Below are 13,030 nucleotides of genomic sequence, written 5' to 3' on the forward strand. Positions count from 1 at the left end.
TGAAACTATAACACGCCGATGATAGTCTAGCATTCGCTAGGTGAAAGTAGGTAGTCGCCATCTTTTTCCATTTAAAGCCCCTCTAAGTAATTCTTAGCGGGGCTTTCTTCGTTTTTAAGACTCTTAAACTATTGTTTGTGTTTGCTTTTTAATATAAAATTAAGTTTGGTGTTTAATAAAAGGATATTTTAAATGAGTAATTATAAGAGTATGGATGAGTCCACTACAAGTGATATTGAGAATGTTTTAGAAGGTTTAAATAAGTATTGTGACTCAGACTATTTAGTTGAGACATATTCAAATCTTTTATTGAAGTTGAAAGACTCAAAAGAAGGCTTTCCAATAAATAGGTTTGAGCATTCTTTACAGTCAGCAACATTAGCTTATAAAGATGGAAGGGAGTTGGATTATGTTATTTCAGCTCTTTTACATGATGTTGGTGAGATATTTGACCCTTTTAATCATGATCATATTATAGCTGAGCTTTTAAGAAATTATATTTCAGATAAATGTTATTTTATATTAAAATATCATACGATTTTTCAAGGTTATAATTATTGGGATAAGGTTGGCTTAAACAAGAATCTTAGAGATGAATTTAAAGATAATGAGTATTATGATGATGCTGTTGATTTTATAGCGAAATATGATGATAAAGCATTTAGTTCTACTTATGAAAATATGACTCTTGATGAATTTAAGCCATTGATGAAAAAGTTTTTTATGCTGAAGCATAAAAATGCAAATATATTTAATGTTAATCAATAGAATTAAATAAATCTTATTTTAAATTTTTATATATTCAGATGTATATTAGATAGCTAGTCACTAATAGTAATATGTATGCTAAAGGGAATAAATATCTAAAAATATTATCTATTTTAATTGCTAGCTGTTTTTTATTGTTGCGTGTTAATCTTGAAACTATTAGGCTTTCTAAAATTGTTGAAAATAGTATTATGAAAGAGATTAATAAGAAGCTATCAGTAAAAGTAAAATAATCTATTCTAGGCATTTCTCCTTCAACTAGGAATTGATAAGCAATTACAGATAGTATACCTATAAAAGAAATGTTTAGGCGATCTGATAGAGCTTCTTTATCCATCCAAAATATTGCCCACATCCCTAAGACTAGTAAGGTTAGAGGTAGTAATACTTTCCACAATATATTGCTGGGTTTGCGGTCTAGGCTAATCTCTAGGATTAGCCTAGAGATTTCTTTTGCAGGACCATAATATTCTTTTATTGGTTTATCTATGGTTAGTTTATAGTCTTTGAGGCTCCATTCAGCAATATTAATATTGGGATTATTTTTCACATATTCTTTAACCATCATTTTTGCATTAGGACTAACAGATAGCTGAACTTCATCAATATCATATCCAAAAGGGATCATGTATATTTTTAATTTCTGCTTATCAAAAGGAAACTTTTCTAATTTCATAGGAGTTTCTAGTGTGAGAGAACGATGCTCTTTTAATATAATGTGGCCATTGTAGTTTACTTTTAATTGTATAGCTTTAATTTGAGGGCTGCCTATTTCATTAATTATTGAAACTTGAGGTCGCCATCCTTGAAATACTTCAGCAAGTTGAAACTCACCTTGATAAAGTTTATAGTTAGCATTTTCTTTTTGCGGATCAAATTTTAAGCGAGGATCGTTCCATTCATATTTAAATATTGCATCAATCTGTAATTGTTCATTTAGCTCATCAACGTTTATTATGTCAGTAACAAATGCTGTAGTCTGTATATTTGTAGGGCTTGAAGGCAATGTGTTTGCATATATTTTGATAAAGCAGGCATTACTACTTAGGACAAGGAAAAATATTAGCTTTTTAAACATTGAATTCATTGTAAAAATTTTTTAGTCTTTTATAAGATTTTACTTAATCAGTATAGATTCATCAAATTTTAAGATTGTTTTGTATAGATTATATTATTTAGAAAGATAATTATAAATTAAGATTATAGATTGCGACTAGTCTCTCCTATGTATAGCTGTCTTGGTCTTCCTATTTTTTGTGAAGGATCATCAACCATCTCTATCCATTGAGAAATCCATCCTGAAGTTCTTGCTAATGCAAAGATAGCTGTAAACATCTCTTCAGGGATACCCATAGCTTTTAGAATGATACCTGAATAGAAGTCTACGTTAGGGAAAAGTTTTCTCTCTATAAAATATTCATCACTTAATGCTATTTGCTCTAGCTCTTTAGCAATTGCTAATAGAGGATTTTCACTATCTCCTAGCTTAGCTAGGATTTCTTCACAATTTTCTTTCATTGCGGTAGCTCTAGGATCCATGTTTTTATAAACTCTATGTCCAAAGCCCATCAGTCTAAATGAATCATCTTTATCTTTAGCTTTAGCAACAAATTTTTCAATATTATTTACAGAGCCAATTTCTGATAACATTTTAAGTACAGCTTCATTTGCTCCTCCATGTGCAGGACCCCAAAGAGCTGTGATTCCAGCGATAATGGCTGCATATGGCGAGTTACCTGTAGAACCAGATAATCTTACTGTAGATGTAGAAGCATTTTGTTCATGATCAGCATGTAAAATAAAGATAGTATCCATAGCTTTTACTTGTAAAGGATCTGGTGTGTAACTTTTATCCTTAGCAAACATCATGTATAAGAAATTTTCCGTATAGCTTAAGCTTTTTCTAGGTTTTAAAAACTTTAAGCCTTTGTTATGTCTATAGGCTATAGCTGCAATAGTAGCTATTTTTGCAATAATCTCTTTTGCGGTATCTTCATGAGTTTCTTTTTGCCCTGTATGGATATGTTCAGCTGCTAAAACATTTACCCCTGCTATCAGCGATGACATAGGGTGAGCAGTCTTAGGAAGAGCTGTTATAGAATCTTTGATATGTTCACAAACAGGCATTTTTTCTACAATTTCTTTGGAGAAGGCCCTGGATTCAGCATCTGTAGGAATGACATCATATATAAGAGCATGGCAAAGATTCATGTAGCTAGATTTTTGAGTCCATTCTTGTATAGGATATCCTCTATGTAAAAGAACACCTTCATCTCCGTCAATATAGGTTATAGTTGATTTACAAGCAGCTGTAGACATAAAGCCAGGATCGTAAGTAAATACACCATGCTTTACAAGTGATGAAACATCAATACAATCATTTCCTAAACTTGGAGAATAAACAGGTAAATCAATTTCAATATTTTTGTCAGAATATTTAAGAGTAGCGAACTTAGACATTATATTAAAGCCTCCAGATATTAATTAAAAAATTTAAATACAATTAAAAATCATAGGTGTTTTACAAAAAAGACGCTCCCTAACTAGTTAAATAGCTAGCATCTAATAAAATAATAAGCTAAGAGAGTTATTTTTGCAAATAAAAAGAATTTTTATCGTTGTTTAAATATGTTAAAAATAGGTATAAAAGATGTATTAAGTTTGAATTTCATTTTGCAAAAATATATCATTACAACGGTTATATACTATCAAAAATTATTTATATATAAGTTGCTTCGGAGGACAAAGAAGTGAAAAGTATTAGAAATATTGGCTTAATGTCTATAATATCCTATAAATTTCCGATAACGGCGATAAGTTCTATCTTGCATCGTATAACAGGAGTGGTTTTATTAATAGCGACTCCCTTATTAGTTATAGGGTTAGGATATTCTTTAGCAGGACCTCATGGTTATGATGATGTTACGAGTTTAGTTACTTCTACATGGGTAAGTTTCTTTTTCTGGGTGTTTTTATCATCTATAACTTATCATATATTCGCTGGTGTAAGGCACATGATTATGGATATGGGTTTTGGAGAAGGTATGGGTGTTGCTAAAGCTACATCGCTTTTAACATTAGTTTTAGGAATTTTGTTTGCAGTTCTTTGGGGGTGTTATTTATGGCTGTAATATCATTAACGTCAACTGGGCTTAAAGACTTCTTTGTACAAAGAGTTACAGCAGTAATTATAGCTCTTTATTTTGCATTTGTTTTAATAAAAGCAGTTATACTATCTTATCATGGCGAGCTTAATTATGAGAGTTGGCATGATTTGTTTATAGGCGGCTCAGCTATATCGTTTTTTAAAGTGGCTACACTTATAACTTACTTAGCAATGTTCTTACATGCATGGGTGGGTATATGGATTATCTGTGGAGACTACGTTAAGTGCGCTTGGATATCAGCGACAATAATGCTTAGTTTTATACTAGTGTATGTCGGATGTTTCTTTTGGTTATTTGCTATTTTATTTTTTTATTAAGAGGTTGGTTTTATGAGTATAGCTAAACAAGAGTTTGATGCTATTGTGGTTGGAGCGGGAGGTGCAGGTCTTCGAGCTGCGTTTCAATTATCTCAATCTGGATTCAAAACAGCGGTTGTATCAAAGGTTTTTCCTACAAGATCTCATACTGTTGCGGCACAGGGTGGTATTGCAGCAGCTTTAGGTAATATTAAATTTGATGATGATTTACCTTCAGATGATTGGAAATGGCATATGTATGATACTGTGAAGGGTTCTGATTATCTTGGAGATCAAGATGCTATTGAGTATATGTGTGAACATGCGCCACAATCTATTATAGAGTTAGAGCATATGGGTATGCCTTTTTCTCGTTTGGAAGATGGTAAAATTTATCAAAGAGCTTTTGGTGGAATGTCTAGAAACTACGATCCAGCGAATCAAGCAAAAAGAACTTGTGCAGCATCTGATAGAACGGGACATGCTCTTTTGCATACGCTTTATCAAGGTAATTTAGCTCATGATACAAACTTCTATACTGAATGGTATGCGGTTGATTTGGTGAAGGCTGATGATGGTGGCATCGCTGGTGTTATAGCTCTTTGCATAGAGACTGGGGAAACAGTTTTTCTGCAAGCAAAAATTACAATTTTAGCAACTGGTGGAGCTGGACGTATTTATGAGTCTAGTACAAATGCTTATATCAATACTGGTGATGGTTTAGGTCTTGCCTTAAGAGCAGATATACCTCTTCAAGATATGGAGTTTTGGCAATTTCACCCAACAGGTATTGCAGGCGCTGGTGTGCTTGTTACAGAAGGTTGTCGTGGAGAAGGCGGGATTCTTAGAAATAAAGATGGTGAGAGGTTTATGGAGAGATATGCTCCAATGGCTAAAGATCTTGCTTGCCGCGATGTCGTTTCTCGTGCTTCTCAACAAGAAATTATGGAAGGAAGAGGAGATACTTTCAGTGGTTCTAGCTGTGTGTGGCTAGATCTTACTCACTTAGGTGAGGATGTTATTGATGAGAGATTACCAACAGTTAGAGAGCTGGCTAGAACATTTGCTGGTGTTGATCCTGTTGAGAAACCTATTCCTGTTGTGCCAACATGTCATTATCAAATGGGTGGCGTGCCAACAAATAAGCATGGTCAAGTTATAACTCAAGTCGATGGAGAAGATAAAGTTATTGGTGGATTATATGCTGTTGGTGAGTGTGCGTCTGTATCTGTTCATGGTGCAAATAGGTTAGGAAGTAACTCATTACTTGATCTTGTTGTGTTTGGTAGAGCTGCAGGTATGCATGCTGAGGAAAGTTTAAAGCACGGCATGAAGCGTAAAGATGCTTCAGAAGAGAATATACAGAAAGCGTTAGAAAGATTAAATAGATGGGACTCTTCTGAACAGAGAGGTTGTAAAGAAAAAATAGTTGATCTTAGAAAAGAATTGCAACAAATAATGCAAAAATATTTTTCTGTATTTAGACAAGAAAGTACTATGAAAGAAGGTTTAGAAGAACTTCTTAAGTTAAGAGAAAGATTAGAAAATGCTGTATTAGAAGATAATAGTAGAATCTTCAATATGACAAGAATTGAAGCTTTAGAGCTTGATAATCTAATGTTAACAGCAGTTGCAACAGCTAAATTAGCTTTAGAAAGAAAAGAGTCTCGTGGAGCTCACTCAAGAGTGGATTATCCAAATAGAGATGATGAAAATTGGATGAAACATACTTTATACTTCCTCGATGGGGATAAAACTTCTTCAAGAAGCGTTAATATGTCGCCTACAAAAGTTAAAGCATTCCAACCAGCTGAACGTAAATACTAATAAGGGATTTTTATCATGGAAGTAAAATTTAAAATTTATAGATACAATCCAGAAGTAGATACAAAGCCATATTACGATGACTATACAGTTAAAGTAGAAAATGAAGGGGTAAAAGTATTAACTGCTTTGGAATTAATTAAAGAGCAAGATCCTACTTTAGCGATGAGAAGATCTTGTCGTGAGGGTGTTTGCGGTTCTGATGGAATGAATATAAATGGTAAAAACCGTTTGGCTTGTGTTACATCTATAGGAGAGCTTAGGCAGCCTATTAAAGTAAATCCTTTACCAGGTCTTCCTGTTGTTAGAGATTTAATTGTAGATATGAAACAGTTCTACAAGAATTATGAAAAAGTTAAACCTTATTTAATTAATGATGATGAAGCTCCTATAAAAGAGAGATTACAATCTCCAGAAGAGAGAGCTAAATTAGATGGTTTATATGAATGTATTCTTTGTGCATGTTGTACTACCTCTTGCCCATCTTTCTGGTGGAATCCTGATAAATTTATTGGACCATCAGGATTGTTGCAAGCATATAGATTTATAGCAGATTCAAGAGATACTGCGACTGATGAGAGACTAGAGGCTCTTAAAGATCCATTTAGCTTGTTCAGATGTAGAACTATTATGAACTGTGTTACTGTTTGCCCTAAAGGCTTAAATCCTACTGAAGCTATTGGTAAGATCAGATCAGCTATGCTTAAGAAGAGTGTGTAAAAAAGCAAAAAATGGAAAATCATAAGTTATGACAAAAAAACACAATGATTTTGAAGAATGGTTAGAAAGTACTCAGTTTTCTGGAGGAAATCTAGAATACCTTGAGTCGATATATGATGACTATTTAAAAGGCAATCATGATGGAATAGATCCAGAATGGTTGTCTTTTTTTGATTCAGTGGCTGAAAATACAGATACAGTACATGCTGATATTGTTGATGAATTTAAGTATCTTGCTCAAAATAGAGCTGGTTCAGTCGTTGCTTCTGGAAGTGGTGATATAGAGTTTAAAATTAAGAACTTAGTAGGTGCATATAGGTCTCATGCTTATAAATCAGCAAAGATAGATCCTCTGAAGCTATTTAAATTACCACAAGATCCTGAGCTTAGCTTAACATATCACGGATTAACAGATTCTGATTTACAAGAAGAAGTCAATTTAGGGGTTTTAACAAATAATCAGTCAAAAAAATTACAAGATGTTGTAAATAAACTTAAAGCTATTTATGAAACAAATATTGGTTTTGAGTTTATGTATATAAATAATAAAGAAGAAAAAAAATGGCTACAAGATAAGATTGAGTCACAATCTCTTTTAACTAAAGAAGAAAAAAAATGGACTTTAGAACAATTAGTCGCTGCTGAAGGTTTAGAAAAATACCTTGCTTTAAGGTATGTCGGTCAAAAAAGATTCGGTTTAGAGGGTGGGGAATCTATGATTCCTTCTCTTCAATATGTTATAGAGAAATCTATCGCTAAATATTCTACTAATTTCATTCAGTTAGGGATGGCACATAGAGGCCGTTTAAATGTTTTAGTAAACGTGCTTGGTAAAAATCCAAAGGACTTATTTGAGGAATTTGAGGGTAAGCAAAGCGAAAAGAGTTTATCTGGTGATGTTAAATACCATATGGGATATTCTAATTATCGTGGAGTTGATGGTAAAGAAGCTAAGATTGCATTAGCATTTAATCCATCTCATTTAGAAGCTGTAGATCCTGTTGTGGAAGGAGCTGCTAGAGCTATCCAAGATAAGCTTGATGATAAAAATGCGCTTAACAGAGTTTTACCTATACTTATCCACGGAGACTCAGCATTCTGTGGTCAAGGTGTTGTTATGGAAACCTTTGGACTTTCTTTAACAGAGTATTATGGCACTGGTGGTACAATTCACATAGTTGTAAATAACCAAGTTGGCTTTACGACAAGTAGTAAATTCGGAGTTAATAGAAGTAGCATATACTCAACTGACGTTGCTAAAATGATAGATGCTCCAATTTTCCATGTTAATGGAGATGATCCTGAAGCGGTTGTAAGAGTTTCTGAAATTGCTTTAGAGTACAGGATGAAATTTAACAAAGATGTTGTTATAGATATAGTCTGTTATCGTAGAAATGGTCATAATGAAACAGATGAGCCATCAGGAACTCAGCCTGAGATGTATGAGGTTATCAAAAAACTTCCATCAACTTTGACAGTTTATTCTAAGCAATTAGAAGCAGAAGGTGTTGTAACAGCAGAGCAGTTAAATGATCTTAATGCAAAATATCGTTCTAAGTTAGATAAGGGTGAGTCTACAGTAGAGGTATTAACTAAATCTTCAATATGTAACAAGTTGGGTGTTTGTGATTGGAAACCTTATATAAAAGGTAAGCCTCAAGGTGACTATAGCTATGATATTATTCCAGAGACAAAGTTACAAGAATTAGCTTTAGAGATGTGTAAAGCTCCTGATGAAATAAAAATGCAGAACCAAGTTAAAAAGGCTATTACTGATAGAGAGAAAATGGCTAATGGTGAGCTTGCTATCAATTGGGGTTTTGCAGAAATGTTAGCTTATGCGACTCTTTTAGATAAGGGACATGATATAAGAATATCTGGTGAAGATAGTGGAAGGGGTACTTTCTCACATAGACATGCTGTCCTTAAAAATATGGATGTAGCTAATAAGCTAAAAGAATATATTCCATTAGAGCATATTAATGAGAATTCAAGATTTGATGTTATAGATTCAACATTATCAGAATATGCGGTTCTTGGTTTTGAATATGGCTATAGTTGCTATAGTCCTGAGTCTTTAGTTATTTGGGAAGCTCAATTTGGAGATTTCGTAAATACTGCTCAAGTAGTGATAGATCAATTCTTAGTTTCTGCAGAAGAGAAGTGGGGTATATTATCAGGACTTACTTTGCTTTTACCTCATGGACAAGAAGGTGCCGGAGCTGAACATTCATCTGCAAGATTAGAAAGATTTTTAAACTCTTGTGCAAATAATAATATGCAAGTTTGTACACCGACTACACCTGCTCAGATTTATCATTTGTTGAGAAGACAAGTTATTAGACCATTGAGAAAACCACTTATAGTGATGACACCAAAGAGTTTATTAAGAAATCCTTTAGCGGTGTCAACTATGGAAGAGCTATCAAAAGGTCAGTTTCAGGTAGTTATTGATGATAAGAGTGTACAGGCAGATAAAGTTAAAAAACTTATTATTTGTAATGGTAAAGTATATTATGATTTGATGTTGAAAAAAGAAGATAAACATCAGGATACTGCTGTTGTAAGGATTGAAGAGCTTTATCCTTTCCCTAAAAAAGAATTATCAAAAATACTAGCTAAATATAATAAAGCAACTGATGTTGTGTGGCTTCAAGAAGAACCTGCAAATAAAGGGGCTTGGTATAATATAAGACACTCTTTAGAAGAGTTGGTTAGTGATAAACAGAAATTAAGATACGTCGGTAGAGATAGATCTTCAGCTCCAGCTGTAGGTTATCATGCACGATATGTACAACAACAAGAAGAGATTATTAAAAAAGCTCTAGATATAAAATAAGAAGATTAAAAATAACTAGGAGTAGTTAGCAATGGTAGAATTAAAAGTTCCTATGTTTCCTGAGTCTGTTGCCGATGGTACTTTGTCTGAATGGCATAAACAGGAAGGTGATTTTGTTAATGAGGGTGATATTGTAGCAGAGATAGAAACTGATAAAGTTGTTTTAGAAGTTCCTGCTGTTGCAAGTGGTGTTTTAACAGGAGTTAAAAAACAGGCTGGCGATATAGTTCTTTCAGAAGAGAGTTTAGCTTTTATATCTGAAGATGGTAAAGCGCCATCTGCAGAGTCAAAGCCAGAAGAATCTGAAGCACCTAAAGCTAAATCTGGTGCAGAGATAGATGTGAAAGCTCCTGTGTTTCCTGAGTCTGTTGCCGATGGTACAGTTTCTGAATGGCATAAGAAAGAAGGTGAGTCTGTTGCTGAAGGTGATGTTATTGCAGAGATAGAAACTGACAAAGTTGTTTTAGAAGTTCCTGCTACTACAAATGGTGTGATCTCAAAAATTCTTAAGACAGAAGGTTCTACAGTAGTTTCAGCTGAACTGATTGCTAAGATTACAGAAGGTGCTGTTGCGACTACTAATAAGGCTGAGGAGAAATCAGAAGTAGCACAAGCGGCATCTGGTACAGAGCCACACTTAATCCCTTCTGCTAGAAAAGCTTTCAATGCAAGTGGTTTAGACAGTGCTAAAGGAATTGAGGGAACAGGTAAGAAAGGTCGTATTACTTCTGGTGATGTGAAAGCTGCTCAAAAACCTCAACAAGCTATCCAGCCACAAGGTGCTAGATATGAGAAAAGAGTTAAGATGACAAGACTTCGTCAGACTATTGCTAATAGGTTGGTTGAAGTACAACATACTAATGCTATTTTAACTACTTTCAATGAAGTTGATATGACAGCTGTAATGGAGTTAAGAAAGAAATATAAAGATCTTTTTGCTAAAGAGCATGATACTAAGCTTGGTTTTATGTCTTTCTTTATTAAAGCAGCTACTGAAGCACTTAAAAAATTCCCAGATGTTAATGCATCTATAGATGGTGATGAAATTGTTTATCATAACTATTTTGATATTGGTATCGCTGTTGGAACAGATAGAGGTCTTGTTGTACCAGTTTTAAGAGATACAGATACTAAAGGTCTTGCTCAAATAGAAAAAGATGTCTTAGAAATGGCTTTAAAAGGTAGAGATGGTAAGTTAAGTTTAGAGGATATGAAAGGCGGTACTTTCACTATCACAAATGGTGGTACTTATGGTTCTATGCTTTCTACACCAATTATAAACTCTCCACAAAGTGCTATTTTAGGAATGCACAATATAGTGGATAGACCTATGGTTGTAAATGGTGAAATTAAAATAAGACCTATAATGTATCTAGCAATGTCTTATGATCATAGAATTATAGATGGTAGTACATCTGTTAAGTTCTTAAAAATGATTAAAGAACTTTTAGAAGATCCTGCAAGAATTTTACTTCAAGTATAATTTTTCCTCCTTTTTAATACTCATTTTCTTTCAAGGAGATTTATCAATGAGTCTAGAGTTTATATCAAGTAAAGTAGCGGCTGTCCAAGATTTTCCTAAAAAAGGGATAGTATTTAGAGATATTACTCCTTTATTAGCTGATCCTAATGGCCTCAAAGAAGTTTCTCTTTGTTTGGTTGGAGAGATAAAAAAGAGAGGTCTTCAACCAACGATTATTGCTGGCGCTGAAAGCAGAGGTTTTATATTTGGGGTGGCTTTAGCAGAGATGCTTGGGTTAGGATTTGTTCCAATTAGAAAACCAGGAAAGCTACCTAGAGAAACTTATAGTGTTAGCTATGAGTTAGAATATGGTAAAGATACTTTAGAAATTCATAAAGATGCTTTTAAAAAAGACGATAGAGTATTAATAATAGATGATTTATTAGCTACTGGCGGAACTGCAAAAGCAGCAGCCGAGCTTGTAGAAAAAGCACAAGCTAAAGTTGAAGCGCTGATGTTTGTTATAGAGCTAGATGGACTAAATGGAAGGAAAAAATTAGGAAACTATAACATTGCTTCATTATTAAGCTTTTAGGATAAATCTAGTAGGAGATCTATTGTGAGAAAATACTTTGGAACAGATGGTATTAGAGGTTTAGTTGGTAAATTCCCCATAACAGCAGAGTTTGCTCAAAAATTAGGTAATGCTGTTGGTCAAATTATTGATGAGTACAAAGAGCGTAATCTCGTTATTATAGGTCAAGATACTAGAGGGTCATCAGATTTTATAAAATATGCTTTGGTTTCAGGTCTTACAGCAGCTGGTGTAGATGTGATAGATTTAGGGGTTGTGCCGACTCCTATAGTTGCATTTATGGCGGTTGAAAAGCAGGCTGGAGCAGGTTTCGTTGTTACAGCATCTCACAACAAATTTACTGATAATGGTATAAAGCTTTTTTCATCTAAAGGATTTAAATTAAGAGATGAGATTGAGCTTGAGGTTGAATCAAAAATAGATGGACCATTTTTTTACAATAAAGATTGTAAATTTGGAACTTATACAAAATTAGAAAATCCATTAGATGATTATGTAAAAGATTGTAAAGCTAAGTTCTCTCATTTTATTAAGTATAATGGAAAAGTTGTTGTTGATTGCGCTAATGGTGCAGGATCTAACAACTTAGAAAAATTATTAGCAGAATTTAATATAAATACTATAACGATTGCATCAAAGCCAAATGGGCTTAATATTAATGAAAAGTGTGGTGCGACATATATCAAAAATATTAGCGAAGCTGTGTTAAAAAATAAGGCTGATCTAGGGATAGCTTTAGATGGTGATGGTGATAGGATAATTATAGTTGACGAGAAAGGTCAAGAAATAGATGGAGATGCTATTTTATATATTCTTTCAAACTATACTAAAGTTTCTGGAAATACAGCGGGTGTCGTGGGAACAGCTATGACTAATATGTCATATGAAAATGAGTATAAGAAGCAAAATATTCCTTTTATTCGAGCTAAAGTTGGTGATAGATATGTTATCGAAGAGTTAGTTAAGAATAATTATAAGCTAGGCGGAGAGTCTTCTGGTCATATTATTAATTTAAACTATGGGACAACTGGAGATGGCTTACTTACAGCTTTACAGTTGCTAGCAATTCTGTCATTAGAAAATAAAGCAGTTTCTGAACTTTACTCAGGCGTAGAGTTGATGCAACAGACTATGATAAATGTTCCTTTAAAAAGCAAAGTTGGAGCAGATGAGCTAAGTACTCTTATAGAAGATGTATCAACAGTTGAGAAGAGGTTAGGTGATAATGGAAGAGTTTTGTTAAGACCATCTGGAACTGAGCCTGTATTAAGAGTAATGGTAGAAGCTACTGACAAAGAAACGGCTACTAAAGAAGCAGAATTTTTAGTAGAAAAAGTAAAATCAAAATTGGCGGTGTAG

11 protein-coding genes are annotated in these 13,030 nt (G+C 33.7%); 9 read left to right on the top strand and 2 right to left on the bottom strand.

Annotation, left to right across the window (positions count from 1 at the left end; all coding sequences use genetic code 11):
- The first annotated feature begins 192 nt into the window (after positions 1 to 192).
- The gene (locus DNK87_RS03980) at positions 193 to 768 is read left to right on the top strand and encodes an HD domain-containing protein (protein WP_119329627.1); all 576 of its coding nucleotides are present in this window, start codon (positions 193 to 195) and stop codon (positions 766 to 768) included.
- A gap of 34 nt (positions 769 to 802) precedes the next feature.
- Here the strand turns inward: DNK87_RS03980 and DNK87_RS03985 are convergent, their stop codons facing one another.
- Together DNK87_RS03985 and DNK87_RS03990 are read right to left on the bottom strand one after the other, a co-directional pair.
- On the bottom strand, positions 803 to 1,855 hold the full coding sequence (locus DNK87_RS03985) for a ligand-gated ion channel (protein WP_119329628.1): 1,053 nt from the start codon (positions 1,853 to 1,855) through the stop codon (positions 803 to 805).
- Between the two features lie 113 nt (positions 1,856 to 1,968).
- Positions 1,969 to 3,228, bottom strand: a complete 1,260-nt coding sequence (locus DNK87_RS03990) for a citrate synthase (RefSeq protein WP_119329629.1) — start codon at positions 3,226 to 3,228, stop codon at positions 1,969 to 1,971.
- A 290-nt stretch (positions 3,229 to 3,518) separates the two neighbouring features.
- Here DNK87_RS03990 and sdhC point away from each other — a divergent pair, with 290 nt between their 5' ends.
- Genes sdhC through glmM form a run of 8 tightly spaced genes read left to right on the top strand, consistent with a single transcriptional unit; the run spans position 3,519 to position 13,030 of the window.
- The gene (gene sdhC / locus DNK87_RS03995) at positions 3,519 to 3,899 is read left to right on the top strand and encodes a succinate dehydrogenase, cytochrome b556 subunit (RefSeq protein WP_119329630.1); all 381 of its coding nucleotides are present in this window, start codon (positions 3,519 to 3,521) and stop codon (positions 3,897 to 3,899) included.
- Positions 3,875 to 4,252 carry a succinate dehydrogenase, hydrophobic membrane anchor protein gene (gene sdhD / locus DNK87_RS04000; RefSeq protein WP_211360945.1) on the top strand — a complete coding sequence of 126 codons (378 nt, stop codon included), beginning with the start codon at positions 3,875 to 3,877 and terminating at the stop codon, positions 4,250 to 4,252. The genes sdhC and sdhD overlap by 25 nt, the downstream gene beginning before the upstream one ends.
- Positions 4,253 to 4,264: 12 nt before the next feature.
- Complete coding sequence (sdhA, locus tag DNK87_RS04005) at positions 4,265 to 6,058, top strand: succinate dehydrogenase flavoprotein subunit (RefSeq protein WP_119329632.1); 1,794 nt, start codon at positions 4,265 to 4,267, stop codon at positions 6,056 to 6,058.
- Between the two features lie 15 nt (positions 6,059 to 6,073).
- The gene (locus DNK87_RS04010) at positions 6,074 to 6,775 is read left to right on the top strand and encodes a succinate dehydrogenase iron-sulfur subunit (protein ID WP_119329633.1); all 702 of its coding nucleotides are present in this window, start codon (positions 6,074 to 6,076) and stop codon (positions 6,773 to 6,775) included.
- Between the two features lie 28 nt (positions 6,776 to 6,803).
- Positions 6,804 to 9,614 (top strand): 2-oxoglutarate dehydrogenase E1 component, encoded by a 2,811-nt coding sequence (locus tag DNK87_RS04015; RefSeq protein ID WP_119329634.1) that lies wholly within the window; start codon positions 6,804 to 6,806, stop codon positions 9,612 to 9,614.
- A gap of 31 nt (positions 9,615 to 9,645) precedes the next feature.
- On the top strand, positions 9,646 to 11,097 hold the full coding sequence (odhB, locus tag DNK87_RS04020) for a 2-oxoglutarate dehydrogenase complex dihydrolipoyllysine-residue succinyltransferase (RefSeq protein WP_119329635.1): 1,452 nt from the start codon (positions 9,646 to 9,648) through the stop codon (positions 11,095 to 11,097).
- 46 nt (positions 11,098 to 11,143) lie between these two features.
- On the top strand, positions 11,144 to 11,671 hold the full coding sequence (locus DNK87_RS04025) for an adenine phosphoribosyltransferase (RefSeq protein ID WP_119329636.1): 528 nt from the start codon (positions 11,144 to 11,146) through the stop codon (positions 11,669 to 11,671).
- Between the two features lie 24 nt (positions 11,672 to 11,695).
- Complete coding sequence (gene glmM, locus DNK87_RS04030) at positions 11,696 to 13,030, top strand: phosphoglucosamine mutase (RefSeq protein WP_119329637.1); 1,335 nt, start codon at positions 11,696 to 11,698, stop codon at positions 13,028 to 13,030.

This window comes from Pseudofrancisella aestuarii (assembly GCF_003574475.2).
GTDB lineage: Bacteria > Pseudomonadota > Gammaproteobacteria > Francisellales > Francisellaceae > Francisella > Francisella aestuarii.

What these genes read in the sequence shown, in the direction of transcription:
- DNK87_RS03980 (WP_119329627.1), top strand. Translation starts at nt 193, where the DNA reads ATGAGTAATTATAAGAGTATGGATGAGTCCACTACAAGTGATATTGAG.
- DNK87_RS03985 (WP_119329628.1), bottom strand. Translation starts at nt 1,855, where the DNA reads ATGAATTCAATGTTTAAAAAGCTAATATTTTTCCTTGTCCTAAGTAGT.
- DNK87_RS03990 (WP_119329629.1), bottom strand. Translation starts at nt 3,228, where the DNA reads ATGTCTAAGTTCGCTACTCTTAAATATTCTGACAAAAATATTGAAATT.
- sdhA (WP_119329632.1), top strand. Translation starts at nt 4,265, where the DNA reads ATGAGTATAGCTAAACAAGAGTTTGATGCTATTGTGGTTGGAGCGGGA.
- DNK87_RS04010 (WP_119329633.1), top strand. Translation starts at nt 6,074, where the DNA reads ATGGAAGTAAAATTTAAAATTTATAGATACAATCCAGAAGTAGATACA.
- DNK87_RS04015 (WP_119329634.1), top strand. Translation starts at nt 6,804, where the DNA reads ATGACAAAAAAACACAATGATTTTGAAGAATGGTTAGAAAGTACTCAG.
- odhB (WP_119329635.1), top strand. Translation starts at nt 9,646, where the DNA reads ATGGTAGAATTAAAAGTTCCTATGTTTCCTGAGTCTGTTGCCGATGGT.
- DNK87_RS04025 (WP_119329636.1), top strand. Translation starts at nt 11,144, where the DNA reads ATGAGTCTAGAGTTTATATCAAGTAAAGTAGCGGCTGTCCAAGATTTT.